19 protein-coding genes and 1 pseudogene are annotated in these 26973 nt (G+C 73.4%); 13 read left to right on the plus strand and 7 right to left on the minus strand.

The window, feature by feature from the left end; genetic code table 11:
- Positions 1–121: 121 nt before the first annotated feature.
- Positions 122–1264, plus strand: a complete 1143-nt coding sequence (locus CKY47_RS24260; protein ID WP_306748373.1) for a mechanosensitive ion channel family protein — start codon at positions 122–124, stop codon at positions 1262–1264.
- 44 nt (positions 1265–1308) lie between these two features.
- Entirely contained in the window at positions 1309–1698 is a 390-nt protein-coding gene (locus CKY47_RS24265) for a hypothetical protein (RefSeq protein WP_306748374.1), read from the plus strand.
- A 57-nt stretch (positions 1699–1755) separates the two neighbouring features.
- Here the strand turns inward: CKY47_RS24265 and CKY47_RS24270 are convergent, their stop codons facing one another.
- Positions 1756–5001 (minus strand): S8 family serine peptidase, encoded by a 3246-nt coding sequence (locus CKY47_RS24270; RefSeq protein WP_306748376.1) that lies wholly within the window; start codon positions 4999–5001, stop codon positions 1756–1758.
- Positions 5002–5257: 256 nt separating this feature from the next.
- Here CKY47_RS24270 and CKY47_RS24275 point away from each other — a divergent pair, with 256 nt between their 5' ends.
- Both CKY47_RS24275 and CKY47_RS24280 read left to right on the plus strand, forming a co-directional pair.
- Entirely contained in the window at positions 5258–6085 is an 828-nt protein-coding gene (locus tag CKY47_RS24275; protein WP_306748377.1) for a hypothetical protein, read from the plus strand.
- A gap of 311 nt (positions 6086–6396) precedes the next feature.
- Entirely contained in the window at positions 6397–8052 is a 1656-nt protein-coding gene (locus CKY47_RS24280; RefSeq protein WP_306748378.1) for an FAD-binding dehydrogenase, read from the plus strand.
- Between the two features lie 221 nt (positions 8053–8273).
- Here CKY47_RS24280 and CKY47_RS24285 read toward each other — a convergent pair whose 3' ends face one another.
- Positions 8274–11006: an AfsR/SARP family transcriptional regulator gene (locus CKY47_RS24285; RefSeq protein WP_306748379.1), complete on the minus strand. Its 2733-nt coding sequence runs from the start codon at positions 11004–11006 to the stop codon at positions 8274–8276.
- 212 nt (positions 11007–11218) lie between these two features.
- Here CKY47_RS24285 and CKY47_RS24290 point away from each other — a divergent pair, with 212 nt between their 5' ends.
- From CKY47_RS24290 to CKY47_RS36960, 5 genes and pseudogenes are all read left to right on the plus strand, one after another.
- The gene (locus CKY47_RS24290; protein WP_306748380.1) at positions 11219–11599 is read left to right on the plus strand and encodes a hypothetical protein; all 381 of its coding nucleotides are present in this window, start codon (positions 11219–11221) and stop codon (positions 11597–11599) included.
- Positions 11600–11613: 14 nt separating this feature from the next.
- Complete coding sequence (locus tag CKY47_RS24295; RefSeq protein ID WP_306748381.1) at positions 11614–13293, plus strand: PPE domain-containing protein; 1680 nt, start codon at positions 11614–11616, stop codon at positions 13291–13293.
- The gene (locus CKY47_RS24300; RefSeq protein ID WP_306748382.1) at positions 13290–14054 is read left to right on the plus strand and encodes an ESX secretion-associated protein EspG; all 765 of its coding nucleotides are present in this window, start codon (positions 13290–13292) and stop codon (positions 14052–14054) included. Before CKY47_RS24295 ends, CKY47_RS24300 begins: the two co-directional genes overlap by 4 nt.
- A 316-nt stretch (positions 14055–14370) precedes the next feature.
- On the plus strand, positions 14371–16497 hold the full coding sequence (locus CKY47_RS24305) for a putative bifunctional diguanylate cyclase/phosphodiesterase (protein WP_306748383.1): 2127 nt from the start codon (positions 14371–14373) through the stop codon (positions 16495–16497).
- A gap of 118 nt (positions 16498–16615) precedes the next feature.
- Positions 16616–16908 (plus strand): annotated as a pseudogene (locus CKY47_RS36960) (S1C family serine protease); the annotation flags it as partial.
- Positions 16909–17052: 144 nt separating this feature from the next.
- Here the strand turns inward: CKY47_RS36960 and CKY47_RS24320 are convergent.
- Positions 17053–18285 carry an SAM-dependent methyltransferase gene (locus tag CKY47_RS24320; RefSeq protein WP_306748387.1) on the minus strand — a complete coding sequence of 411 codons (1233 nt, stop codon included), beginning with the start codon at positions 18283–18285 and terminating at the stop codon, positions 17053–17055.
- A gap of 14 nt (positions 18286–18299) precedes the next feature.
- Entirely contained in the window at positions 18300–19643 is a 1344-nt protein-coding gene (locus tag CKY47_RS24325; RefSeq protein WP_306748389.1) for an FAD-binding oxidoreductase, read from the minus strand.
- A gap of 88 nt (positions 19644–19731) precedes the next feature.
- Here CKY47_RS24325 and CKY47_RS24330 point away from each other — a divergent pair, with 88 nt between their 5' ends.
- The gene (locus CKY47_RS24330; RefSeq protein WP_306748390.1) at positions 19732–21324 is read left to right on the plus strand and encodes an acyl-CoA dehydrogenase family protein; all 1593 of its coding nucleotides are present in this window, start codon (positions 19732–19734) and stop codon (positions 21322–21324) included.
- Positions 21321–22082 (plus strand): crotonase/enoyl-CoA hydratase family protein, encoded by a 762-nt coding sequence (locus CKY47_RS24335; RefSeq protein ID WP_306748391.1) that lies wholly within the window; start codon positions 21321–21323, stop codon positions 22080–22082. The genes CKY47_RS24330 and CKY47_RS24335 overlap by 4 nt, the downstream gene beginning before the upstream one ends.
- A gap of 24 nt (positions 22083–22106) precedes the next feature.
- Here the strand turns inward: CKY47_RS24335 and CKY47_RS24340 are convergent, their stop codons facing one another.
- Positions 22107–22700, minus strand: a complete 594-nt coding sequence (locus CKY47_RS24340) for a Scr1 family TA system antitoxin-like transcriptional regulator (RefSeq protein WP_306748392.1) — start codon at positions 22698–22700, stop codon at positions 22107–22109.
- Between the two features lie 113 nt (positions 22701–22813).
- Here CKY47_RS24340 and CKY47_RS24345 point away from each other — a divergent pair, with 113 nt between their 5' ends.
- Positions 22814–23686 (plus strand): helix-turn-helix domain-containing protein, encoded by an 873-nt coding sequence (locus CKY47_RS24345; protein WP_306748393.1) that lies wholly within the window; start codon positions 22814–22816, stop codon positions 23684–23686.
- Entirely contained in the window at positions 23686–23898 is a 213-nt protein-coding gene (locus CKY47_RS24350) for a DUF397 domain-containing protein (protein ID WP_306748394.1), read from the plus strand. Before CKY47_RS24345 ends, CKY47_RS24350 begins: the two co-directional genes overlap by 1 nt.
- Here CKY47_RS24350 and CKY47_RS24355 read toward each other — a convergent pair.
- Together CKY47_RS24355 and CKY47_RS24360 are read right to left on the minus strand one after the other, a co-directional pair.
- Positions 23888–25045 carry an acyl-CoA dehydrogenase family protein gene (locus CKY47_RS24355; protein ID WP_306748395.1) on the minus strand — a complete coding sequence of 386 codons (1158 nt, stop codon included), beginning with the start codon at positions 25043–25045 and terminating at the stop codon, positions 23888–23890. The genes CKY47_RS24350 and CKY47_RS24355 overlap by 11 nt on opposite strands.
- Positions 25046–25048: 3 nt before the next feature.
- Positions 25049–26971 (minus strand): acetyl-CoA carboxylase biotin carboxylase subunit, encoded by a 1923-nt coding sequence (locus tag CKY47_RS24360; RefSeq protein WP_306748396.1) that lies wholly within the window; start codon positions 26969–26971, stop codon positions 25049–25051.
- Between the last annotated feature and the right edge of the window lie 2 nt (positions 26972–26973).

The raw sequence follows: 26973 nt of genomic DNA on the forward strand, positions 1-26973 counted from the left end.
CGGCCGAACGCGGTTCCGCGCGCGGGTTCCCAGTGGCGAAACTCTCCCGAACGGGTGATCTTCCCGGATGGTGGGTACGGACCCGAGGACGTGCCCGTGTCCCCGAGGAGGTGCCCTTCCCTTGCTCGCAGCCGTTCTGACCTTCGCCGGCTCGCTGCTGGTCGCCTTGGCGGTGGTGACGCTCGTCCACCGGGTGATCCGCCGCATCGGCAGGCGGTCCGACCTGTTCGCGGGCCTCGCCCGGCACGCCCACAAACCCGCCGTCGTGGTGGCCGTCCTGGTCGCCGTGCAGTTCTCGCTGGGGTTGGTCGCACGCGGGGACTGGCGGCCGGGGCTGCTGCACGCGACGGGGATAGCGCTCATCCTCGCCGGCGCCTGGCTGCTCGCCTCGCTGCTCGTGGTGATCGAGGACGCGACGCTCGCCCGCATCCGCGTGGACGTGTCCGACAACAGGCACGCCCGGCGCGTGCACACGCAGATCACGCTGGTCAGACGGGTCACCGTGGTCGTGGTGAGCGTGCTGGCCGCCGCCGCGGTGCTCATGACCTTCCCGAGCGCGCGCGCCGCGGGCACCTCGATCCTGGCCTCGGCCGGTGTCATCGGCGCCATCGCCGCGCTGGCCGCGCAGTCGCTGCTGGGCAACGTGTTCGCGGGCGTGCAGATCGCGTTCAGCGACGCCGTGCGGCTCGACGACGTGGTGGTCGTGGAGAAGCAGTGGGGCCGCATCGAGGACATCACGCTGACCTACGTCGTCATCCACCTGTGGGACGACCGGCGGCTCATCCTGCCCACGTCGTACTTCATGAAGACGCCGTTCGAGAACTGGACGCGCACCCAGTCCGCCCTGCTCGGCACGGTCGAGCTGGACCTCGACTGGACGGTGCCGGTCGAGGACCTGAGGCAGGAGCTGCGGCACGCCATGGAGGGCACGGACCTGTGGGACGGCCGCGTGTGCGTGCTCCAGGTGACCGACGCGGTCGGCTCGTTCGTGCGGGTGCGCGCGCTGGTGAGCGCCTCGGACGCCGGTCGCCTCTGGGACCTCAGGTGCGTGGCGCGTGAGCACCTGGTGGCGTGGGTGCGGTCGAAGCACCCGTCGGCGCTGCCGCAGGTGCGGGTCCGCGACCTGCCCCGCGCCGTCGACGGGCGCGTGGTGGAGCAGCCGTCGAACGGGTCGGCCGACAACCGCGTGTTCGGCGACAGCGCGGACGGCCAGGAGCGCGTGCAGGCGTTCAGCGGGCCGGAGCAACCGGTGCAACCGCGATGACCGACCATTCCGTCCTGGGAACAGGACCCGGCGTGGAGGCGTGGATGAGAAGAGCGTTGGCGGTGGCGGGACTCGGGCTGGTGCTGGCCGGGTGCGGCGCGCACCCCGTCGAGCAGGGGACCACGTTGCCCCTCACGAGTTCCGCGGGCGCGGCGGCGCCCGCCCTCAGCCCGAACGGGGAGGACTCGGTGGCCGAGGCGAAGCGCGACGGCGTGCCCACGGTGACGTTGACCATCGCCGCCGAACAGGGGCGGACCGAGGAGGTCGTGGCCTCGTTGCAGCGGCTCGGCGCGGTGGTGGAGGCGTCGGACGCGGCGATCGGCTACGTGCGGGCCGCCGTGCCGGTGGACCTGGCCGTGGACGTGCCCGCGCTGGCGGGCGTGGGGAAGGTCGACGTCGACCGGCCCCTGTCCAACCGCGACCCCGAGCCGTAGAACGGACCCGGGGCCACCCCGCGAACGAGGTGGCCCCGGGACGGGGGTGGAACGGGATCAGGCGACGTTCTGCACGACCACCGCGCCGCGGCCGACGACCGCGCCCTCCGAGGTCTGCACGGTCAGCTCACCGCGCAGCACGCGACCGGCACCTGGCAGGCCGAGGGGGGTGACCACACCGGGCACCGTCCACGACGAACCGGCCACGCGGTCGGCGTCGACGTCGGTCACCACGACCGAGCCGAGGCCCGCGGCGGTGTAGACGTCGACGTAGTCGTACTCCGTGGTGCCCGCGGGCACCTCGTAGCCGTCGACCTGGACGCGCCAGGCGCCGGCCGCCGGGTTGTTGATCGTCACCGACTCCTCGGAGTCGCCGTCCGCCTGCTGACCGGCCAGCACGCAGGTGCCGGTGGTGCAGTTGTAGACGAACAGGTCGAGGTCCGCGGCCACGTCGGCGGTGCGGCCGATCGTGGCGCGCAGCTGCGACGAGCCCGGCGCCACGGTCAGGTCGAAGAGCTGCACCGCGCCGTCCGCGATGGTCGCGCGTTCGACCTTCGCGCTGCCCAGCGTGCCGCCGACGAGCCGGCCGTTGAACGCGGCCAGCGAGTTCTCGACCGTGTAGGAGCGCTCGACCGGGGTGCCCAGGGTGGCCGACGGGATGGTATCGGGGTTCGGGCTGACGGTCGTGCCCAGCACCGACGCGGTCACCGAGAACGGCGCGGTGTCGGCGTCGGAGGTGCGCCGCGCCTCGACCACGATCTCCCACACGCCCGGCAGCGGGTTGCTCACGGTGCGGCTGGTGGGCGAGCCACCGGCGCAGCCCGCGCCCGCGTCGGGGTTGTAGCAGTTGGTGGACGAGGTGGTGTCGAACGGCACGCCGTACGGGTCGTAGCGCAGGAACCGCACCTGGCCCTTGCCCGCCTCGGCGCCGCCGGCCGCCATGTCGACCTTCAGCGCGCTGGTGCCGGCCGGCACCTTCACGAAGAAGGACTTCGACTGGTTGCGGGCGATGGTGCCGGACTTGGTGACCGCGTACTTGCCCGCGGCGGTGAACTCGTCGGCCGCGAACACGGTGTTCAGGGTGAACACGTCGATGCCGCGGGTGGACGGGTTGTCGAGCTTCAGCACGGCCGAGTGCGCGCCCGCCGTCTTCGGCTTCACCTTCACGTCGAACGACACCGGCGTGTTCAGCGGCAGGCTGACCAGGGACTTCGACGAGAACGTGCCGTCGTTGCCCTGCCACTTCACCAGGAACTGCTGGTTGCGGGCGGGACCCGTGGTGCGGGTCAGGGTGTAGGTGCGGGTGTACTCCTTGCCGATCACCACGCCCTCGCGGTCGTGGATGCCGACGCCCGTGTTCGGCGTCGCCAGCAGCGGGGAGAGCACCGTGTTCACGGCGACCGACGTGGTGACGGCCTGGGTGTTCGGGTGCGCGTTGAGCTGGGCCCACGCCTTCTTCGTGTCGAAGAGGCCGGCGCCCTGCTCGTACGCCTGGAGGGTGGAGACCCACTTGGCGCCGGACTTGATGGCGTTGCGCAGCTCGGCGACCGGGGGCCGCTGACCGTCGTGCTCGGCCTTGTAGGCGGAGATCAGCAGCGCGGCGGCGCCGGTGGCCTGCGGCGAGGCCATCGAGGTGCCGTTCAGCATGGCGTAGCCCGCGGGCAGCTCGAACGTGCCGGCCACCGGGCCGGGGTTCTGCCACTGCGGGGTGGTGGAGATCGCCGAACCGGGCGCGACGATGGTCGGCTTGAAGCCGCCGTCCTCGCGCGGGCCGCGGGAGGAGAAGCCGTGCAGGCCCTCCTTCTGCTTGGTCACCGAGCCGTAGTTCGACAGCCAGGTGTCGGCGGTGATGTACGAGCCGACGCTCACCGCGTCCGTGGTCACCGACGGGTCGCCGACGGTGTTCGCGCCCGCGCCGCTGTTGCCGGCGGAGATGAACACCTGCACGTTGTACTCGGCGATCGTGCGGTTGTAGAGCTCGGACCGCGCGTTGTTGCCGTCGTTGAGGGCGGGCAGGCCGCCGATCGAGATGTTGACGACGTCGGCGCCGTTGCGCGCCGCGTACAGCAGGCCGTCGATCAGGCCGCTGTTGGTGCACGACGGGGTGGTGAGGCAGACCTTGACGGCCATCAGCTTCGCGCCCGGGGCCGCGCCGGTCATCTTGCCGCCGAACATCTTGTTGGCGGCGGTGATGCCCGCGACGTGCGTGCCGTGCTGGGCGGAGATGCCGATGTTGACGTACGCGGTGCCCGCGTTGTCGTAGATCGACCGGTCCGTCTGGACCACGAAGGCCACGGTGTCGAGCACCGGGGTCGACGGGTTGTCGACGCCGAAGTGACCGACGTCCTTCTTGTACTTGTAGTCCAGCATCGCGGTCTGGTCGGTGAAGTCGCCGTCACCGTCCACGTCCACGCGGACTTCCTTGGTGGTGACGTCCTGGAGCACGCCGAACACGTCCACGCGGTCGCCGTCGCGGTTGATGTCGCCGCCGGTCTCGCTGTTGGCCAGGCCCAGGTCGCCCGCGGACTCGCGGAACAGGCCGAAGCTGTACGGGCCGCCGGTGGCCGGGGCCTTGTAGGTCGCGCCGCCGCTGGTGAACGTGCCGGTGTAGCGGCCGGCCACCTGCACCCACGTGCCGTCGCCGGAGTTCGTGGCGTTCGCGTTGTACCAGTCGACGACCTTGCGCTCACCGGTCGTCGTGGTGGCCAGCGCCGGGTGGTCGAGGTCGATGCCGGAGTCCATGATCGCGATCGTGGTCCCGCGACCGTCCCACTTGGGGTGCTGGTCGGTGAACTGCGCCGCGTTGGTGTCCTGGGTCGGCATGTACGGGTTCTTCTTGGGCGTCTTCGCGCCCGGCGCCGGCTGCGGCAGCGGGGTGATCGCGCCCTCCGGCTTGGGGTCGTCGAGCTCGACGAGCCCGTCGACGTCCACCGCGTTCACGGAGGCCAGCTTGGCCGCCTTCTCGGCGTTGCCGCGCGGCACCGACACCTTGAGGTAGTCGACGTCGGCCTCGGTCTTCTCGACGACGCCGCCGAGCGCCCGGAGGTCGTCGGCGGCGGAGTCCAGCTTGCCCTCTTCGGCGGCGACGAGGAGCGTCACGTTGTCCTGGCCGGCCTTCTCGGCCTCGGCCAGGAGCTCCAGGTCCTGCTTGTCGAGTTGCTTGTCGGCGGGCGCGGGCGCGTTGGTGGGCGCTTCCTGCGCGAGTGCCGGAGCGGCGGCGAAGCCGAACCCAGTGGTGCCCAGCACGGCGGCCAGCAGGGCCGCACTGGTGCGGTGTCTCCACCGTCTTCCTGAGTTGTTCACGGCGCAAACCCTTCGTGGGGAAAGATAAGCGCAAGCACATCCCCCCGGGTCACGCCGGACAATAGGACGAACAGCCGCATACGGAAGTCCTAATTGGACTGTTCAGGCTATTGCGCGAACGCGCGGGAGGTGCCGCACGACTCGAGAACGAGGGCGACCCCTCCAGTCAAGAGCCGACCGGCCGGAATGTCAAACACTGTCAACGGTGAAGCCATTCCCCACACGGGAAATCGGTAACGAATCGCACATCGGCGCGATGGCGAGCACACTGGTCGGCATCGTGGACGCGGAACCGATCGACCAGGTCGCCGACGAGCTGTACGCCCTGCCGCCGGCGGAGTTCGTCGCGGCCAGGGACGCCCACGCCCAGCTCGCCGCCGACCGCGGCGACAAGGCCCTGGCGAAGCGGATCTCGGCGCTGCGCAAGCCGACCGCGTCCGCGTGGGCGCTGAACCTGCTGGCCCGCGAGGCGCCCGCCGACCTGGCCGCCGCGGTGGCGCTCGGCGACGAGCTGCGGACCGCCCAGGAGGAGCTGCGCGGCGGCGAGCTGCGGGCGCTGGGCGCGCGGCGGCGGGCCGTGCTGGGCGCGCTGGTGCGGCGGGTGGAGGAGCTGGCGGACGCGGCGGGCCGGCCGCTCGGCCCGGACGCCGTGCAGCAGGTGCGCGCCACGCTGGCGTCGGCGCTGGCCGACGCCGTGCTGGCGGCCCGCATCCGGGCCGGTCGCCTGGTGAGGCCGGCCGAGCAGTCCGGGTTCGGGCCGTTGGTCGAGGGCGCCGTGCCGACGCGCGACGACCTGGCCCCGCGCCGCGAGCAGCGCCGGGAGCGGGAACTGGCCCAGGCCCGCGACGACATCACCGCCGCCCGGGAGGACGTCCGCAGGGCGGACGCCACCGTCGCCGAAGCCGAACGGGTCCTGGACGAGCGCGAGGAGCGCTCGGCCGCGTTGCGCGCGGAGCTGCGGCAGGCGCAGAAGGCCGAGCAGGAGGCGGCGACCGCCGCCGAACGCGCCCGCCGCCGGGCGGACACCGCCCGGGAGAAGCTGGCGAGGGCGGAGACCAGGATCGCCCTGCTGCGCGACGGGTGACGCGCGGCGGTGGCCGCGCCGGTGACGCGCGACACCCCGGCGCCATCCGGGGAACACCCGTTCGACACCGCCCGTTCTACTACTGGTCGGCACGTGGACGCCGCACCGGACGTCAGGACCGCAGGGGCCACTCCCCCCGGGCCTCGACGCGGTACCTCTCCCCGAGACGTCGCAGGTGCGCCCGCGCATGCCCGACCGCCGTCGGCCGGACGGTTCCCCCACCGCACGGCCGGCGGCCCTCCGAACCGCGTGTCGAAAATGAAACTAATTCAAGTATCGGTGGCCCGCAGGCTTCGATCTAGACTCGCCCGATGCCACATGACGCGGATGTCATCGTCGTCGGCGCGGGCCTCGCGGGGCTCGTCGCCACCGCCGAGCTGGTCGACGCCGGCCGCAAGGTCATCCTGCTCGACCAGGAGCCCGAGGCGTCGCTGGGCGGCCAGGCGTTCTGGTCGTTCGGCGGGCTGTTCCTGGTCGGCTCGCCCGAGCAGCGCCGGCTCAGGGTGCGCGACTCCGCCGACCTGGCGCTCCAGGACTGGCTGGGCTCGGCCGCGTTCGACCGGCCCGAGGACCACTGGCCGCGCAAGTGGGCCGAGGCGTACGTGCACTTCGCGGCGGGCGAGAAGCGGTCGTGGCTGCACGCCATGGGCGTGCGCTGGTTCCCGCTCGTGCAGTGGGCCGAGCGCGGCGGGTACCTGGCGGGCGGGCACGGCAACTCCGTGCCGCGCTTCCACGTGACGTGGGGCACCGGTCCGGGCATCGTCGCGCCGTTCGAGCGGCGGGTGCGCGAGGGCGTGGCCCGCGGCGTGGTGGAGCTGCGGTTCCGGCACCGCGTCACGGGCCTGTCGGTGACCGGCGGCGTGGTGGACGGCGTGACCGGCGAGGTGCTGGAACCCAGCGCGGTCGGCCGCGGCGAACCGTCGTCGCGCACGGTCGTGTCGGACTTCGCGCTGACCGCCCAGGCCGTCGTCGTCACGTCCGGCGGCATCGGGGCGAACCACGAGATGGTGCGCCGGAACTGGCCGTCCCACATGGGCACGCCGCCCGAGCACATGCTGTCCGGCGTGCCCGACCACGTGGACGGGGAGATGCTCCGGGTGGTCGACGCCGCCGGCGGGGAGATCGTCAACGAGGACCGCATGTGGCACTACCCGGAGGGCATCGCCAACTACGCGCCGGTGTGGAACCGGCACGGCATCCGCATCCTGCCCGGCCCGTCGTCGCTGTGGCTCGACGCCACCGGTTCGCGCCTGCCGGTCCCCCTCTTCCCGGGCTTCGACGCGCTCGGCGCGCTGGAGCACATCGTGAAGACGGGGCACGGCTACTCGTGGTTCGTGCTCAACAAGCGGATCATCGGCAAGGAGTTCGCGCTGTCCGGGTCGGAGCAGAACCCCGACCTGACCGGCAAGGACGTCCGGGCCGTGCTGAAGCGCGCGCTGCCCGGCGCCGTGGCCCCGGTCGAGGAGTTCGCGAAGCGCTCGGACGAGTTCGTCTTCGGCCGCACCGCCGCCGAACTGGCCGCCGGGATGAACGCCCTGACCGGCACCTCCCTGATCGACGCCGACGCCCTGCACCGCACGATCGTCGAACGCGACCGCCAGGTCATCTCGGGCCTCGGCAAGGACGCGCAGATCAACGCGATGCGCGAGGCCCGGAAGTTCCTGACCGACAAGCTCATCCGCGTGGTCGAGCCGCACCCCCTCCTCGACCCGAAGGCCGGCCCGCTGATCGCCGTGCGCCTGTCCGTGCTGACCCGCAAGACCCTGGGCGGCCTGCACACCGACCTGTCGGGCCGCGTCCTGCGTTCCGACGGCACCCCGCTCCCCGGCGTCTACGCCGCCGGCGAGGCGTCCGGCTTCGGCGGCGGAGGCGTCCACGGCTACCGGGCCCTGGAGGGCACCTTCCTCGGCGGCTGCCTCTTCTCCGGCCGCACCGCCGGCCGCGCGGCGGCCCAGGCCACCACCTGACCCACCCGCGAGTCGTAAACCCACCCCCCGCGAGTCGTAACTTCGCGCCCCGCGAGTCGTAAGTTCAGACCGGGCGAGTCGTAAATTCACGGGCCTTGGGCTACATGCCGAGCCCGAATGCAGAACTCAGAGGTCCTGAACGTACGACTCGCCGGACCTCGGGTTACGACTCGCGGGACCTGAACGTACGACTCGCCCGGTCTGGGATTACGACTCGCGGGTCAGGGGTAGGTGAGGAGGTCCAGTTTGCGGGCCACGTCGTCGGCGTCCGCCAGGCGCAGGTCGCGGTACAGGCGGAGGGCCGCCAGCCAGTGGGGGCGGGCGGCGTCCTGGCCCTCCGACTGCTCCAGCACGTCGCCTATCGCGCGGTGGCAGAGGGCTTCCTGGTAGCGGTCGCCCAGGCGGGCCGCGAGGGCCAGGCCGGCCCGGTAGGACTCCAGGGCCTCGTGGGCGCGGCCCAGCTGCTGGGAGGCCGCGCCCACGGTGTGCAGGGTCGCGGTGTGGGCCTTGGACGGGGCCGCGGGGAAGAGGCCCAGGGCCTCGGTCGCGTGCCTGAGGGCCTCTTCCGGCTGGTGCTTGCGCAGCAGCACGTTCGCCAGGTTGTTCTGCACGCTGGCCTGCGAGCGCTTGTCGCCCACCTCCCGCGCGACCTCCAGGGCGTCCAGGATCACGGCCTGCGCCCGGTCCAGCTGGTCGTCGGCCATGAGGCAGTACCCGAGGTTCGCCAGCGCCGCCAGCTCCAGGTCGCGGTCACCGCCCGCCAACGACGCGGCACGGGTGCACGCCTCGATCGCCTCGTCGATCCGCCCCAGGTCGGCCAGCGTCGACCCCAACCGCAGCAGGAACGTCGCCTCGGCGTGCCCGTCGCCCAACGACCGCGCCGCGGCCAGCCCGATCCGGCACAGGGCCAGCCGGTCCAACCGGTTGCCGCGCCGGAAGTGGAACGCGTCCAGGCACAGCGCCAGCTGCCACGTCCGCTCCCGCTGGCCGGAGTTCAGCGCCATGTCCAGCGCCAACCCCAGGTTCGCCTCCTCCAGCGTGAACCAGTCCAGCGCGGCGGCGTGCGACGGCAGCTCCGGGAACGACGCGGGCCGGTGCTCGGGAGGCCCGAACGGTCGCACGTGGTCGGACAGGTGCGCCCGCGCCGAGTCGGCCACGTGCAGGTAGTAGTCGAGCAGCCGCGCGGTGGCGGCCCGGTTGTCCACATCGGACTCGGTGGCTGCGAGGTGGTGCGTGAACAACCGCACGAGGTCGTGCCGCGAGTACCGGTCGGGCGTCGACTCGTGCAGCAGGTTCGCGTACGCGAGGGTGCGCAGGTGGGTGCGGGCGCTCACCACGTTGATGTCGAGCAGCGCCGCCGCCGCGTAGCTGTCCAGGTCGGTGCCGGGGTGCAGCCCCAACCGCCGGAACAGCCTGGCCGCGCCCTCGGGCAGCTCCCGGTAGCTCACCGCCAGCGCCGCGTGCACCCCGCGCCCCGCCTCGGGCAGCGACAGCGCGGACAGCCTGCCCTGCTCGTCGCGCAGCTCGTCGACCAGCGACTGGATCGTCCACCGGGGACGGGACGCCAGCCGTGCGCCCGCGATCCGCAGCGCCAGCGGCAGCCGGTCGCACAGCTCGCACAGCTCGGCGACGGCCTCCGGTTCCTGGTCGATGCGCGGGCGCCCGAGCAGCGCGGCCAGCAGGTGCTCGGCGCTCTCCTCGGGCAGCGTCGGCACGTGCAGCGACGTCGCGCCCTCGGTGACCACGAGGTCGTCGAGCCGGTGCCGCGACGTGACCAGCACCAGGCACCGCGCCGAGCCCGGCAGCAGCGGCCGGACCTGCTCCGCCGACCGGGCGTTGTCGAGCAGCACGAGCACCCGCCGCCCGGCGAGCAGCGACCGGTACTGGGCGGCCTGGTCCTCCAGGTCGACGGCGATCTGAGAGTCGGTCAGGCCGAGCGCGCGCAGGAACCCGACCAACGCGATCCGCGGGTCAAGCGGCTCGGTCTCGTCGAACCCGCGCAGGTTCACGAACAGCTGGCCGTCCGGGAAGTCGCCCGCCACCCGGTGCGCCCAGCGCAGCGCCAGCGCCGTCTTGCCGACCCCGGCGGGTCCGACGAGCAGGCCGATCGCCGAGTCCTGGCCCATGAGGCTCTCGCCCAGGTCGGACAGCTCCAGCTCGCGCCCCACGAACCCGCGGTGCTCGCGCGGCAGCTGGGCGGGCGCGCGCTCCACGACGGGCGGTTTCGGCGCGGTGTCGCCCGCGAGGACGGTCTGGTACGCCTCGCGCAGCTCCGGCCCCGGGTCGACGCCCAGCTCCTCGGCCAGCCGCTCGCGGGTCCGGTGGAACAGCTCCAGCGCCTCGGCCTGCCGTCCCGTCCAGTGCAGTGCCAGCACGAGCCTGGACACGAGGGCCTCGCGCAGCGGGTTGGCGTCCACCGCGTCGCGCAGCCCGGACACCACCTCGCCGGCCCGGTCGAGCCGGAACAGCCTGGTCGCGAGGTCCTGCACGGCCACCAGCCGCAGCTCCTCCAGCCGCGCGGACACCGCCTCGCGCAGCTGGTCGCCGGGCACGTCGGCGAGCACCGGGCCGCGCCACAGTGCCAGCGCCTCGCGCAGCGCGGCGACGGCGCGCTCGTCGTCGGCGTCGCGGGCGGAGGCCACCAGGTCCTCGAACCGGAAGGCGTCCACGTCCTCGCGGGTGCCGGTCAGCACGTAGCCGGGGGCACGGGTGACGAGCGACACCCCGTCGGCGAGAACCTTGCGGAGTTGGGCGATATGTCCTTGAAGGGCGGCTTTGGCCTGAGGCGGGGGTGAGCCGTCCCACACCAGGTCGAGCAGCCGGTCGCCGGACACCACGCGGTTCAGCTCCAGCGCGAGGGCCGCCAGGACGGTCCTGCGCTTCGCGGCACCCAGCCGGACGGCTTCCCCACCTGCGGAAACCAGCTCAACGGGGCCGAGCAGGTTCACCCGCATGCTGAAGACCTTTCGGCGTTGTCACCGTGTGTCGATGAGTTTCGCACAGTCGTTTCCGGTGGCCCGACGCCCGCGTTGGGGCCGCGTTGGCCCGGCGTTGGGGCGAACCGTCAGGCTGGCTTCAGTCCAGCAGCCTGCCTTCGCGAGGGATACCGATGTACATCGCCGAACCCGGGGATGAAGAGGCCCCGCCCCAGGCCCTTCCCCGCACCGTGACCGAACCGCTGACCGTGGGCGGTCAGGTGGTGGCCCTCCAGGAGACGGTGAACTCCGGCCGGGTGTCGCTCGACCCCGCGACGGGCGAGGAGATGCGCAGGATGCTCCTGGAGCAGATGGACCAGGTCGACTCCTGGCTGGAGCGCGCGGGCCGGCTGGCCCGTCCCGCCCCGCTGGGCGCGAACCCCGTCGGCGACCGGATGGCGCACAAGTTCGAGACCCGCGCCGACGGCGACCCCCGGTCCTTCGTGGCCGTGATGACCGCTTACCGCGAGGTCCTCCAGCAGACCCACGACTCCGTGCAGAGCGCGATCCGCAACTTCACCGCGGTCGACGAGGAGCACGGCGGCGAGCTGACCAGGTTGAGCGGGAACTGACGGGAGCCGGCGAGATGAAGCAGCTGAACCCGGACGACATCGACATCGTCCTCACCGACCCGCAGAACTGGGCCTCCCGGTCGCACCGCGAGCTGTACGAGGCGGTGCACAACAACAACGACCCCGGCCAGACGGGCGAGATCGGCGCGGAGTGGGGCCAGTTCGGCACCGAGCTGACCGAGTCCGCGCGGCTGATCAACGAGCGGGTCGCGCTCACCGAGTCCGGCTGGACCGGTGACGCCGCCGACGCCGCGCGCACCGCCCTGAAGCTGCTCGCCGACTGGGTGACCGACACCGCGGAGACCGCGGTCGAGGTCGGCAAGCGGGTGCAGGACCAGAGCCAGATCATGCAGAACGCGCGGGCGTCCATGCCCGAGCCGGTCGACTTCAACTGGGACCAGGCGACGGGCACGTTCACCGCGGGCGGCATCCAGGGGCTGATGAGCTCCGCCGCCGACGTGCAGGCGGCCAACGACCAGTCGCGCGCGCTGCACGACCACGCCGTGACGGTCATGAACACGATGGAGAACGAGTCGCGCGCGGTCGACCAGACCACGCCGCTGTTCACCCCGCCGTTCAACCCGGTCACCGGGCGCACCGAGGAGCCGCAGGTGATGGCGTTCGCGTCCGCCGGCGCGCCGACCCTCGGCGACGTGTCGGACGCGACCCGGCCGAGCGGCGCGACCGCGGGCGCCCCGGTCACCGCCTACCAGAACCAGTCGCAGGCCTTCCAGTCGACGACGGCCACGAGCCCGCAGTCCGCCCCGGCCTACAGCGCGCCCGCCGCCTCCGGTGGGGCCGGCGCCGGCGCGCCCGCCGCCTACTCGGGCGGTTCCGTCCCGGCCGGGTCCTACACCGGTCCCGCCGGGTCGTACACCGGTCCGAGCGGGTCGTACGGCGGCGGCGCCACGCCGTTGGCCCCCGCCGCGACGTACCGCCCCGAGGGCACCACGGCCGCCGCGGCGGCGGCCCAGGTGCCGGTGGCCAACCCGTACACCCCGCCGTCGACCTCCTACACGCCCGGCGGCTCGTACAACCCCGGCGCGGGCTACACCCCGCCCGGCGGCCAGTACAACCCGCCCGGCGGCAGCGGCTACGTGCCGCCGTACCAGCCGGCCGCCCCGAACGCGGTGCCGCGCCAGGGCGGCGGGACCCTCCCGCCCGGCGTGCGGCCCCCGGCGTACGTGCCGGCGGGCAGCCCCGGCACGCCCCCGGTGACCGGTCTGCCCGGCACCGGCGGTGCGGGCGGCGCCGGTGGCGGTGGTACCGGCGGTGGCGGTGGTGCCGGCGGTGGCATGCCGCGCATCCCGACGGGCGGCATGCCCGGCGGCTTCGGCGGCGGCGGCGCGGGCGGCTTCGGCCCCGTGGGCTCCGGCGGCGCGGGCGGCGCGGGCGGCTTCGGCCCGGGCGGCAGCACGATGGGCGCGGGCGGCTCGACCGGCGCGATGGGCCCAGGCGCGCGGGCCGCGGTGCCCGGCGGCTTCGGCCCGGGCGTGGCCGGTGGCCCGGCGGGCGCCCCGATGGGCGGTGCCCCCATGGGCGGCGGCGCACCCGGCGGCCAGGGCGGCGAGGACAAGGAGCACCGGGCCGCGGCCTACATCAAGGGCGAGGACATCTTCGACGTGCCCGGCGAGAACCTGCCCCCGTCGGTGATCGGCGGCGCCAAGGTCCGCAAGAAGGGCGACCAGGCGTGATCGAGCCGGAGTTCCTGCTCGACCAGCGCCAGATGGACGTGCTGTGGCACCACCTCGGCCTGGGCCGGCTGCCCTACCCCCTGGACGTGCCGAGCGTCGGCGCGACCGAGGAGGAGCGCAAGCGGCTGCGGGCCGAGGTGCTGGCCGAGTACGGCGAGCCCGCGCCGAGGCTGGCGGAGCTGCTGCGGCTGCTCGCCGACCACGACGTCGCGGTGGACGCGGTCGCGCACGTGGACCGGTCGGTGCGGGCGCTGGCCGTGTCCAACGGCGAGCGCGGGGCGCTGGCGGTCGTCGACGGCGACAAGCTCGGCGTGCTGGAGATCCGGCCGACGGCGCTGGCCAGGTCGATCGTCGAGGTGCTGCCGGCCGGCTCGGCCGGTCCGGGCAGCGCGCTGTCCCTGCGGCTGGAGACGCTCAACGCGGCGGTGACCCTCCAGCAGGAGGAGCAGGCCGAGGACGACGACGACCCGTGGGGCAGCGGCGAGCTGGACGAGCGGGAGGCGCTCCAGAAGGCGGGCCTGTCCCGCGAGGACGCCTCCGTGATCAGCGAGCTGGCCGCGAACCGGGTCGCGGGCGGCCAGTTCGGCGTGACCGTCGGCGGCGGCTACCGGGCCTCGCGCGCGGGCACCCTGATCACGTGGTTCGACACGCCCCAGGGCCGCTACCTGATGGTCAGCGAGGACGGCTGGCTGAGCCTCGCGCCGACCGACAACGACCGCATCGCCACCCGGATCGCCTCGGTGCTGTCCGCGGTCGCGTAGGACGTTCCACCAGGAGGGTCCCGGCGTGCGCGCCGGGGCCCTCCGTCGTCCTGGGATTCCGCGGCCCTGGGATTCGGCGGCCCCGGGGATTCCGCGCTCCCGGGGATTCCGCGGCCCGAAACACCCGCAGCGGGGAGATCGTCTTGCGGCACGCCTGTCAACGGCCACTAAACTCGAATGGGACCACCGGTCCCCATTGCACCGTTCGAGTGAAATCGGGCCGGAAAACGCACACCGGTCCACCGCGGTGATTTCATCGCGCGGTGCACGGAACCCGGGTTCGCCCTCGACGATTGGCCCGCAGAGCTGAATGAGGATGGTCGAACAGGAAGGCGCGCCGGCACCGCGTGACGGGCTCGGTGGACCCCGGGCCGACTTCGCGCATCGCTGGGCCGCCGCGATCAGCTCCACGGTGATGGCCGACCTGCCGCGCCCCCGGCTGGAGGAGATCCTCGCCGGGTTCACCGACGAACTGCTCGCCGCGCTGGACCACGACGGCACCACCGCTCCCGTGCTGCGCGTCGGCCGCGGCCTGGTCGAGCACGGCCTCGTGTCCGCCACGACGCTGGAGCACACGATCACGTTCGTCGGCGCGCACCTGCCGACCGCGTTCGACCTGCCCGCCGGGCGGACCGGGCGGCTCATGGCCGTGCTCGGCGCCCTCGCCGCCGGGTTCGCCGACGGCCTGCGCGTGCACACCCTCGACCAGCAGGAGAAGAGCGCCCAGCACGCCCTGGTGACCACCCGCACGGCCGAGTCCGCCGTCCGGGCGAGCGAGGCGAAGTTCCGCGCCGTGTTCCACAGCACCGCCGTGGCCATCTCGGTGACCAGCCTCGACGGCGAGGTCATCGACTGCAACGAGGCCATGCTGGCCATGGTCGGCTTCTCGGCCGACCAGCTCGTGGGCACGACCGCCGGCGAGCTGCTGCACCCGGAGGACCGGCTGGTCCTGCGGCGCGGCGCCCAGCAGCTGGCCGCCGGGCTCGGCGAGCACGTGCGCACCGAGGTCAGGCTGATGCACGCCGACGGCGAGAGCGTGCCGGTGCTCGTGGCGATGTCCCTGGTCCGCGACGACCTGGGCGAACCCGCCTACTACGTGACCATGATGGAGAGCCTCGACGAGGTGCGCGCCCTCCAGGCCCAACTGCTGCGGCAGAGCCTCAACGACGTGCAGACGGGCCTGGCCAACCGGCAGCAGTTCGTGGGTTGGCTGGAGAACGCGGTCGGCAGCCGGGGACCGGCGACGCTCGGCCTGGTCGTGTTCGACGTCGACGGCTTCCGGGTCGTGAACGACGCGTTCGGGCACGAGGTGGGCAACCGCGTCCTGAGCGGCGTCGCGAACCAGCTGCGGGCGGTCTTCGAGGGCGTCGGGCACGTCGCGCGCACCGGGCCCGACGAGTTCGGCGTGCTCATCCGCGACCCGGTCGACGTGGCGACCGTCGTGATGCTGGCCGAGGAGGCCGTGGACCTGCTCGCCGAACCCGTCTGGGTCGGCGACGACGGGGTGGGCGTGAGCGCCAGCGTGGGCATCGTGGTGGCGCCCGCGCGGGGTGCGGACGCAGCCGAGCTGCTGCGGTGCGTCGACATGACGGTGCGCTGGGCCAAGGACGACGGCAAGGCGCAGTGGGCGCTGTACGACCGGGAGCGCGACCGCCGCGACCGGCAGCGGATGCGGCTCGCGGCGTCCATCTCCGGCGGGCTGGAGCAGGGCGACTTCCGGGTGGACTACGAACCGGTGTACTCGCCGGTGGACCGGTCGCTGCTGGCCGTCGAGGCGAAGCTGCGCTGGGATCACCCGACCGAGGGGTTGCTGGACCCGCAGGACCTGGTGTCCCTGTCCACGTCGACCGGCATGGTGGTGCGGCTCGGCAAGTGGGCCATGGAGCAGGCGTGCCACCACGCAGGCCAGTGGTACGCCGAGTTCGGCGAGCGCGCGCCGCTGCTGACCATGGACCTGACGGCCCGGCAGTGCCAGGAGCCCGAGCTGGTGGCCGAGGTGCGCCGGGTGCTGCGGGAGAGCGGCCTGCCCGCGGCGCGGCTCCAGCTGGAGCTGGGCGAGCAGCTGCCCGCGCTGATCACCGACGAGCAGGCCGAGGAGCTGACGTACCTCGCGGAGCACGGCGTGCGGCTCGTGCTCGACCAGGTGGGCGGCGGGAACATCCCGGTGGACCGGCTGCGGCGGTTCCCGTTGAGCGGCATGAAGTTCCAGGGCGCGCCGGTGGCGGGGCTCGCCGACGGGGCGAACCGCTTCGACGAGGCGGCGGCCGTGGCGCTGCTCACCTGGGCGGGAACGCTCGGCATCCCCCTGTACGCGGCGGGCATCACGAGCGAGGACGCGGTGTCGCGCCTGGTGGAGCTCGGTGTGACGGGCGTGCAGGGGCCGGTGTTCGGCGAGGGGCCGCTGACCGCGGACGAGGTCGCCCGGATTCTCGGCGAGTCCTGACGGGACGTTCAGGCCGCTCACAGCCGGCGGCGCGACAGTGGGCCCATGACACAGGACTTCCCGCGGTGAGCGGGTCTCTGCGAGCGGTGCCGGAACACGTGGCGTCGGACACCAGGGCCTCCAGGGCACCGTGACCACGGGCATCGTCAGCGCCCTGGACCGCACGGTCACCGTGCCGCGGCAGACGACGCGCCGCGGCACGTCGCCGGTCCGCTACCAGGCGATCCAGACCGACGCGTCGATCAACCCCGGCAACTCGGGCGGTCCCCTGGTGGACGCGGAGGGCCGGTGATCGGCATCGACTCGGCGATCCACTCGCCGGCGTCGGACAGCGGTGGGGCGGGCAGCGTGGGCATCGGCTTCGCGATCCCGTCGAACCAGGTCGACCGGATCGTCCCCATCCTCACGTGATCCGAGAGCCCAACCCCCGGGTCTCGGGAGTCCGACGCTCAGGACCACCGAGTTCTACGCCCAGGATCGACGGCGCGAGCCCGAACGTAGAACTCATGAGGCCTGAGCGTCGGACTCCCGCGGCCTGAGCGTCGGACTCTCGGGTCAGGGCCAGGTCGGGCGCAGGGGGAAGTGGGCGTCGGCGCCGTCCAGCTTCACGCCCAGGACCTGGTGCAGCTGGATGTCGTTCCGCTCGAAGCCCAGGCGCGAGGCGGCCAGGTAGAGGCGCCACACGCGGGCCCGGGCGAGGCCGATCTCCGGCACGGCGTCGTCCCAGTTGTCGTCCAGGTTGCGGCACCACGCGGCCAGGGTCAGGGCGTAGTGCTCGCGCAGGTTCTCCTCGTGCCGGACCTCGAACCCGTGGTCGTGCACGAGCGACACGATGTGACCGGGCCCGACCAGCTCGCCGTCCGGGAACACGTACCGGTCGATGAACCCGCCCGTGCGGGCGCGCTGCCGGTTGTCGGCCCGGGTGATGCAGTGGTTGAGCAGCCTGCCGCCGGGCTTCAGCTTCCGGTGCAGCGAGCGGAAGTACGCGGGCAGCTTCGCCTTGCCGATGTGCTCGGTGAGGCCGATGGAGCTGATCGCGTCGAACCCGTTGTCCCGCACGTCGCGGTAGTCCAGGTGGCGCACCTCGGCCAGGTCGGACAGCCCCGCCTCGACGATGGCCTTCTGCGCCCACTCGGCCTGGTTGCGCGACAGCGTCACGCCCAGCGCCCGCACGCCGTACTCGCGGGCCGCGTGCATCACCATGCCGCCCCACCCGCAGCCGACGTCGAGCAGCCGCATCCCCGACCGCAGCCCGAGCTTGCGCGCCACCAGGTCGTGCTTGGCGGCCTGCGCCTCCTCCAGGGTGGACGACGCGGTCGGGTACACCGCGCAGGTGTACGTCATCGACGGGCCGAGCACCCACTCGTAGAACGTGTTCGACACGTCGTAGTGGTGCGCGATGGCCTCGCGGTCGCGCGCCTTGGAGTGCCGCAGCCCGCGCAGCCGCCGCTCCTGCGCGGGCACCTCGACCCTGGTGGCCAGCCGCGTGCGCCCCAACGTGGACAGCAGTTCGACCCGCTGCCCCCACGGCAGGTCGCGCAACGACATGTCCGACAGGTGCGCCAGTGCCTCGTGCACGTCCCCGACGATCTCCAGGTGGCCGGTCACGTACGCGCGCGCCAGCCCCAGCTCCCCCGGCGCGGACGCCAGGTACGACAACGCCTCCGGCGTGCGGACCTCGATCCGGACCGCCGCGTCGCGCGGCCCGGCCTCGCTGCCGTCGAACGCGCTGAAGCCCACGGACCCGTCACCGCCGACCGCCCGCTGGAACACCTCCGCCAACCGCATGGCCCCCGCTCCCTTCACTCGCGCAGCACACACTTGGCGTACAGGTCGGGCAGCCGGCCGGCCGGGTCGTACCGCTCCTTGAGCTTCCGGTACTCGGGGCCGTTGTAGTTGTCCCAGAACTCCTGCTCGCCGTAGTACGAGTCGGAGTACAGCGACTTGTGCCCGCCGAGCCGGGTGACCTCGGCCTCGATCATCCGGTTCCGGCTGCCGAGCTCCTCGTCCGGACGCAGCGGGACGGTCGACCAGAAGCCGACGTTGACGTAGAGCACGTCCGGGTCCATGGGGTAGAGCGGCCAGCCGGACCGGTCCCGCAGCCGCACGGGGCACAGCCAGACCGGGCTGACGCCGATCTCGCGGTGGAAGAAGTCGAGGAACTCGGCGAGCCGGTGCACCGGGATCTCCACGTCCTGGATCACCGGCTCCTGCACCGCCTTGGTCAACCGGCCGGAGAACCCGTGCCGGCGGTCCCACGCCACGACCCGCCGGTACACGTCGGACCGCAGGTACCGCTTCGGCACGAGCCGCCGCACGACCGGGTGCTGCACGCCGAACGCCCGCGAGCACCAGAACCAGTCGGTGTCCCACCGCCACAGGTAGTCCCGCACGGTCAGGTGGTCGGTGCGCCGGGCCTGGACGGACCGGTAGTAGATCCGGTTGCCGGTGTAGTCGGACGTGGCGGGCGCGCCGTCGGCGAAGGTCGCCAGGGTCAGGTACTGCTCCCCGCCGGAGAAGACCGTGCCGTCCACGAAGTCGACCGGTTCACCCCGGTAGGCCCGTTCCGCGCAGATCGCCACCAGGGCCTCCGCACACTGCCGCGCGTCGCCGAACGGCACGTGCCGCAGCCGCACGTACGGCTTGACCGGCTCCAGCTCGATCTCCAGCCGCAGCGCGTAGCCGAGGGTGCCGTAGGAGTTGGGGAAGCCGCGGAACAGCTCGTCGTCGGGGCCGACCACCCGGATCGAGCCGTCGCCGGTCATGACCTCCAGCTCGCGCACCGACTCGTGCGGCAGCCCGTTGCGGAACGAGCTGGACTCGATGCCCAGGCCCGCGACCGCGCCGCCGAGGGTGATCGTCTTGAGCTGCGGCACGACCAGGGGCATCAGGCCGTGCCGGAGGGTGGCGTCGACCAGGCGCTCGTAGGTGGTCATGCCCTGGACCTGCGCGGTCCGGGTCCGCGGGTCGACGGACAGGACCCGGTCGAGCCGGGCCACGTCGAGGCCGCCCGCCTGGTCGTCGCGGAACCGGAACAGGTTCGACGTCGACTTGGCCAACCGCACGGGCGCGCCCGGCGGGACCGCCGCGTACTGGTCGCGCAACGCGGCCACCGCTCTCGCGTGGTCTGCTCCGTGATCGCTCACCGGATCGACGTTAGGCCCGGAACCGAAGATCGGCACCCCCGATTTTTCACCTCCCGCGAAGTTACCGACGAGTAGTACCCTGACGGCTATGACCCACGCCACGCACGAGGTGACGAACCAGGTGCCGCCGCTGGAGGGCCACGACGTCTCCGCCGACCCGGCGCTGCTGGAAGCGCTGCACCGCGGCGGCGCCGGGTGGGCCGAGCCCGAGCTGCGCGAACTGGGCGCGCTGGCCGGCAGCCCGCGCATGCAGGCGCTGGGCAGGCAGGCCAACGCCCACCCGCCCGTGCTGCACACCCACGACCGGTACGGGCACCGGGTGGACGAGGTCGAGTTCCACCCCGCCTGGCACGAGCTGATGACCACCGCCGTCGCCCACGGCCTGCACGCCTCGCCGTGGCGGGACGACCGGCCGGGCGCGCACGTGGCGCGGGCCGCCAAGTTCCTCGTGTGGAGCCAGGCCGAGGCGGGGCACGGCTGCCCGATCTCGATGACCTACGCGGCCGTGCCCGCGCTGCGCACCACGCCCGCGCTCGCCGAGCGCTTCGAACCGCTGCTGGCGTCCCGCGAGTACGACTTCGGGCTGCGCGCCCCCGAGGGCAAGCGCGGCCTGATCGCGGGCATGTCCATGACGGAGAAGCAGGGCGGCTCCGACGTGCGGGCGAACACCACGCGCGCGGTGCCGGCCGGCGACCACCACGTGATCACCGGGCACAAGTGGTTCACGTCCGCGCCGATGTCCGACCTGTTCCTCACGCTGGCGCAGGCGCCGGGCGGCCTGAGCTGCTTCCTGCTGCCGCGCGTGCTGCCCGACGGCACCCGCAACGCCCTGTTCTTCCAGCGGCTCAAGGACAAGCTGGGCAACAGGTCGAACGCCTCCGCCGAGGTGGAGTACGACGGCGCGGTGGGGTGGCTCGTCGGCGAGGAGGGCCGGGGCGTGCGGACCATCATCGAGATGGTCAACTCGACCCGCCTGGACTGCGTGCTCGGCTCGGCGTCCGGGATGCGGCTGGGCGTCACCCAGGCCGCGCACCACGCGGCGCACCGCCGGGCGTTCGGCTCGTACCTGGTCGACCAGCCGGCCATGCGCAACGTGCTGGCCGACCTCGCCGTGGAGTCGGAGGCGGCGACGACGGTGGCGCTGTGGCTGGCCGGCAACCGCAGCCGGCTGGGGCTCGCGGTGACCAAGTACTGGGTGTGCAAGCGCGGCCCGGCGCACGCCGCCGAGGCCCTGGAGTGCCTGGGCGGCAACGGCTACGTCGAGGACTCCGGCATGCCCCGGCTGTTCCGCGAGTCGCCGCTGATGTCGATCTGGGAGGGGTCGGGCAACGTGGCCGCGCTCGACGCGCTGCGCGCCATGGCCCGGGAGCCGGAGGCGGTGGCGGAGTTCCTCGCCGAGCTGGACGCGGCGCGCGGCGCCGACCGGCGGCTGGACGCGGCGGTCGACGCGATCGGGGACGAGCTGGCCGACCCCGCCGACCTGGAGGTGCGGGCGCGCCGGCTGGTGGAGCGGATGGCGTTGGCGTTGCAGGGTTCCCTGCTGGTCCGGTACGGCAACCCGGCCGTGGCGGACGCGTTCTGCGCGTCGCGGCTGTCCGGCGACTGGGGCGTGGCGTTCGGCACGCTGCCGCGCGGCGTCGACTTCGCGGCGATCGTGGAGCGGGGGTCGCCGAAGCTGTGAGCGCGGTGCGGGTGGAGCGCTCGGGGCCGGTGTTCACGGTCCTGCTGGACCGGCCCGAGGTGCGCAACGCGGTGGACGGCCCGACCGCGCACACGCTGGCCGAGGTGTTCCGCGAGTTCGACGAGGACCCCGCCGCGTCGGTGGCCGTGCTGCACGGCGAGGGCGGCACGTTCTGCTCGGGCGCGGACCTCAAGGCGATCGGCACCGCGCGGGGCAACGACCCGCTCGCGCCGTCCGGCCCGATGGGGCCGACCCGCCTGCGCCTGTCCAAGCCGGTGATCGCGGCGGTCGCCGGGCACGCCGTGGCGGGCGGGCTGGAGCTGGCGCTGTGGTGCGACCTGCGGGTCGTCGAGGAGGACGCCGTGTTCGGCGTGTTCTGCCGCCGGTGGGGCGTGCCGCTGGTCGACGGCGGCACGGTCCGGCTGCCCCGGCTGGTCGGGGCGTCGCGCGCGATGGACCTGGTGCTCACGGGTCGTCCCGTCCACTCGGGCGAGGCGCTGCGGATCGGCCTGGCGAACCGGGTCGTGCCGAACGGGACCTCCCGCGCCGAGGCCGAACGGCTGGCCCGGGAGATCGCCGCGTTCCCGCAGGTCTGCCTGCGGGAGGACCGGCTGTCGCTGCTGGAGCAGGAGGGGTTGCCGGAGGACGCGGCGCTCGCCAACGAGCTGGAGCACGGGCTCGTCTCGCTGCGCGAGGTGGAGGCGGGGCTGACCCGGTTCCGCGCCGGGGAGGGCAGGCACGGGAGGTTCCCGGGGTGACGCGCCCGCACCCGGTGGGAGATCCTACGGGCCGGTGAACCCGGCGAGCCGCGCGAACAGGCCACGCGCCTCGCGCACCTGGCCGGGGTCGTCGGTGAACAGCGCGGCGTGCGGGTGGGCGTAGAACACGACCGCCGCGCCGTCGGTCATCCCGAAGCAGGTCACCGGGTGGCACTCGACGCCGGGGTAGGCGCCCGCGTCGCGCGGGATCACCCGGGCGGTCACGTCGTCGCGGCCGGTCGTCCCCTCCAGCAGGTACGCCGTGCAGCGCGCGGGGTCGAGCACGGGCAGCGCCGGGTGGATGCCGAACGGCGCCAGCACGTCGACCGCCACGGCGTTGCGGCACAGCAGGTTGAGCACGCGGGCCGCGTCGCCGTCGTCCCACCGGCACCACAGGTCGTGCTCGTGCGCCGGGGGGACGCGCGCCAAGGGGACGCGCGTCGGCGAGCCGACCGCACCGCCCTCCCGCAGCACCACCTCCCCCGGCACCGCCTCCCGCCGCGGCAGCCGGGTGCGCGCGGCCAGCTCGGCGGTGGTCATGCCGGCGGCTTCCCGGACCCGGCGCAGCTCCCGGCCCAGCAACCGGCCGCGCAGGCCGGTGCCCTCTGGTGCGATCACCGGATTGAGGCTAATCGCGATACGTATCTCGTGGCGATTCCTCGACAGGGTTGCGCATCGCTACCCTGTGTGCCGAAGCGACGCCGCCCAGCACCACGGACAGGACGGATCCGATGACCGGGGGACCGATCTCCAGCACGGTCCAGGCGTGGGAACTGGGGCTGCGGCTGCGCGAGCACCGCGACCGCCTCGGCCTCACCGCCGCGTTCGTCGGCAGGACCACCGGCATGGGGAGCACGAACCTGTCCGCCGCGGAATCGGGCAAGCGCCGCCTCACCGCCGCCCGGCTCGCCGAGCTGGCCTCCCTCTACGGGCTGTCGGGCGGCGAGCTGACCGAGCTGGAACGGCTGCGCGCGGACACCGAGCGGCGCGAGTGGTGGCACGACCACGCCCACCTCCACCCGGACGAGCTGGTCCGGATGTTCGGCCTGGAGGCGGGCGCCGAGCGCGTCGCGGAGTTCGCGCCGGACATCGTCCCCGGCCTGCTCCAGACCGCCGACTACGCCCGCGCCGTCATGTGCGCCGGCACGCCGTACACCAGGCCGGTCGACGTCGGGCCGCGCCTGGAGACGCGCCTGGCCCGCCAGGCCAGGCTCGACGGGGAGCACCCGCTCAAGGTCGACGTCCTGCTCGGCGAAGCCGCGCTGCGGCAGCGGATCGGCGGTCCGGGGGTGATGCGCGGGCAGCTCGCGCACCTGCTGGGGGTCGTCGCGGGGAAGGGCGACCGCGTCCGCCTCCGCGTGGTGCCCTTCACGGCGGGGGCGCACCCGCTGCTGGGCGCCGCGCTGCGCATCATGTCCTTCCCCTCGCCGAGGCTGCGCGACGTGGTGTACCAGGAGACGGCGATCAGCGGTGTCCTGATCGACAGGCCCCGCGTGATACTCGAATCCACCGCGAGCTACACCGAGACCTTCGACCTCGCGCTCGGTGAACGCGACTCGCAGGAGTTCATCCGCCGCGTCCACGACGAGATGGAGCAGCCCTGATGCGCACCGGCACCTGGTTCACGAGCAGCCACAGCACCGCGTCCGGCGAGTGCGTGGAGGTCCGCTTCGACGGCCGCACCACCCGCGTGCGGGACAGCAAGAACCGCCGCCCGACGATCAGCCTCGCGTCCGGGTGGCGCGCCTTCCTGGTGGGCGTGCGCGGCGGGGCGTTCGAAGCCTGGCGGACGCCCCGCCCGCCCGTCACGCCTTGAGGCCCAGCTCCCGCGCGATCAGCATCTTCTGCACCTCGCTGGTCCCCTCGCCGATCTCCAGGATCTTGGCGTCCCGGTAGAAGCGGCCGACCGGGTACTCGTTCATGAACCCGTAGCCGCCGAAGACCTGCGTGGCCTCGCGGGCGTTGTCCATGGCCGCCTCGGACGACACGAGCTTCGCGATGGCCGCCTCGCGCTTGAACGGCTCGCCGCGCAGCATCTTCGAGGCCGCCTGGTAGTAGGCCAGCCGCGCGGTGTGCGTGCGGGCCTCCATCTCTGCGATCTTGAACTGGATGGCCTGGTACTCGCCGATCCGGCGGCCGAACGCCTCGCGCTCGCCCACGTACTCCAGGCACTCGTCCACGCAGCCCTGCGCCAGGCCGACGCCGATCGCGGCGATGGCCACCCGGCCCTCGTCCAGGGTGCGGAGGAACTGGGCGTAGCCGCGCCCGCGCTCGCCGACGAGGTTCGCCAGCGGCACGCGGCAGTCCTGGAAGGACAGCTCGCGGGTGTCCGAGGCGTTCCAGCCGACCTTGGAGTACTTGCGGGACACCGTGAAGCCGGGCGTGCCGGAGGGCACGAGGATCGCGGAGATCTCGGGCTTGCCGTTCTCGCGGCGGCCGGTGACGGCGGCGACGGTCACCAGGCCGGTGATGTCGGTGCCCGAGTTCGTGATGAACGCCTTCGTGCCGTTGAGCACCCACTCGTCGCCGTCCTGCTTGGCGGTGGTGCGCAGCGCGCCCGCGTCGGAGCCGCCGCCGGGCTCGGTGAGGCCGAACGCGCCCAGCACCTCGCCGGAGGTCAGCTTCGGCAGCCACTCGGCCTTCTGCTCGTCGGAGCCGAACCGGTACAGCGGCATCGCGCCCAGCGAGACGCCCGCCTCCAGCGTGATGGCGACGGACGAGTCGACCCGGGCCAGCTCCTCCAGCGCCAGGCACAGCGCGAAGTAGTCGCCGCCCATGCCGCCGTGCTCCTCGGGGAACGGCAGGCCGAACAGGCCCATCCGCCCCATCTTGGCGACGATCCCGTAGGGGAACTCCTCGCGCTCGTAGAACCCGCCGATGACCGGGGCGACCTCGTCCCGGGCGAACTCCTCGACGGTCTTGCGCAGCGCCTCGTAGTCCTCGTCAAGGCGGAAGTCCAGCATCGCTCACTCCTCGTGGGGCACGACGACGGCCAGGGGTTGGTCCAGGGCGACCTGCTGGCCCTCCCGGACGTGCACTTCGGTGAGCACGCCGGCCACGGGTGACGTGACGGTGTGCTCCATCTTCATCGCTTCGACCACGAACAACGCCTGCCCGGCGGTCACCTCGTCGCCCGGCGCGGCCCGCGCGACGAGCACCGTGCCGGGCATCGGGCTGGTGACCGGACCGCCGCGACCGGCGGCGCCCGACGCGGCGACCTCGGACGGCCTGGTCTCGGTCAACGCCCACGCGTGCCCGTCCCGGCCGAGCCACAGCACGTCCCCGTCCCGGGCCATCGCGTACCGCCGGCCGCCCACGACCAGCCGGTCGCCCTCGACCCGGACCGCGTACCGCGCCGGTTCGCCGTCCGCGACCGACACCTCGTCGCCGCGCACCCGCACCTCGACGCCGTCGATCAGCCACCGGGTCCACGCGCGGTCGCCGAGCCGCCAGCCGTCGGACCGCGCCCACGGGTCGCCGTCGTCGCCCGCGAGGGCGAGCTGCCGCTCCAGGGCGGCGGCGGCCGGCACCTCGTCGGGCCGGTCGACGGCCACCAGCGAGTCGAGCTTGCGCTCCACCAGCCCGGTGTCGAGGTCGCCCGCCCGCACGTCCGGGTCGGTCAGCAGCGCCCGCAGGAACGGCACGTTCGTGGTCACGCCCAGCAGCGTGAACCGGCCCAGCGCGGCGTGCAGCCGGCGCAGCGCCTCGGCCCGGGTGGCGCCGTGCGCGATCACCTTGGCCAGCATCGGGTCGTAGTCGCTGCCCACGGTCAGCCCGACGCGCAACGCCGAGTCGACCCGCACGTCCGCCGGCTCCTCCAGCAGCAGCACGGTGCCGCCGGTGGGCAGGAAACCGCGGGACGGGTCCTCGGCGTAGACGCGGGCCTCCACGGCGTGCCCGGTCAACTCGACCGAGGTGAACCCCAGCGGCTCGCCCGCCGCCACCCGCAGCTGCTGCTCGACCAGGTCCACGCCGGTGACCAGCTCGGTCACCGGGTGCTCGACCTGGAGCCGGGTGTTCATCTCCATGAAGAACCAGTCGCCGGAGGCGCCGTCGACGATGAACTCCACGGTGCCCGCGCCGACGTACCCGACGGACCGCGCCGCCTCCACCGCCGCCCGGCCCATGGCCTCCCGGACCTCGGGGGTGAGCAGCGGTGACGGGGCCTCCTCGATGATCTTCTGGTGCCGCCGCTGGAGGCTGCACTCGCGCTCGCCGAGGTGCACGACGCCGCCGTGCGCGTCCGCCAGCACCTGGATCTCGACGTGCCGGGGGTTGCCGACGAACCGCTCGATGAGCAGCGCGTCGTCGCCGAACGACCCGCGCGCCTCGCGCCGGGCGGACTCGATCGCGTCGCGCAGCGCCCCCGGCTCGCGGACCAGCCGCATGCCCTTGCCGCCACCGCCCGCGGACGGCTTGAGCAGCACCGGGAAACCGATCTCGGCGGCCGCGCCGACCAGGTCGTCGTCGGTCATGCCGACCTCGGTGCGGCCCGGCACGACCGGCACCCCGGCCGCCGCGACGGTCAGCTTGGCGCGGATCTTGTCGCCCATCGCCTCGATCGCCTCGGCGGGCGGGCCGATGAACACCAGCCCCGCCTTGTCGCAGGCGCGGGCGAACTCGGCGTTCTCGGCCAGGAAGCCGTAGCCGGGGTGCACCGCCCGGGCGCCCGTCGACAGCGCGGCCTCGACGACCTTCTCGATCGAGAGGTAGCTCTCCCGGGCCGCCGCCGGGCCGAGCCGCACCGCCTCGTCGGCCAGCCGCACGTGCGCGGCGTCGGCGTCGGCGTCGCTGTACACGGCGACGGAGCGGATGCCGTGGGCCCTCAGGGCCCGGATGACGCGGACGGCGATCTCACCGCGGTTGGCCACCAGTACCGACTCGAACATCG

It is taken from the genome of Saccharothrix longispora (assembly GCF_030852425.1).
Taxonomy (GTDB): Bacteria; Actinomycetota; Actinomycetes; order Mycobacteriales; family Pseudonocardiaceae; genus Actinosynnema; species Actinosynnema longispora.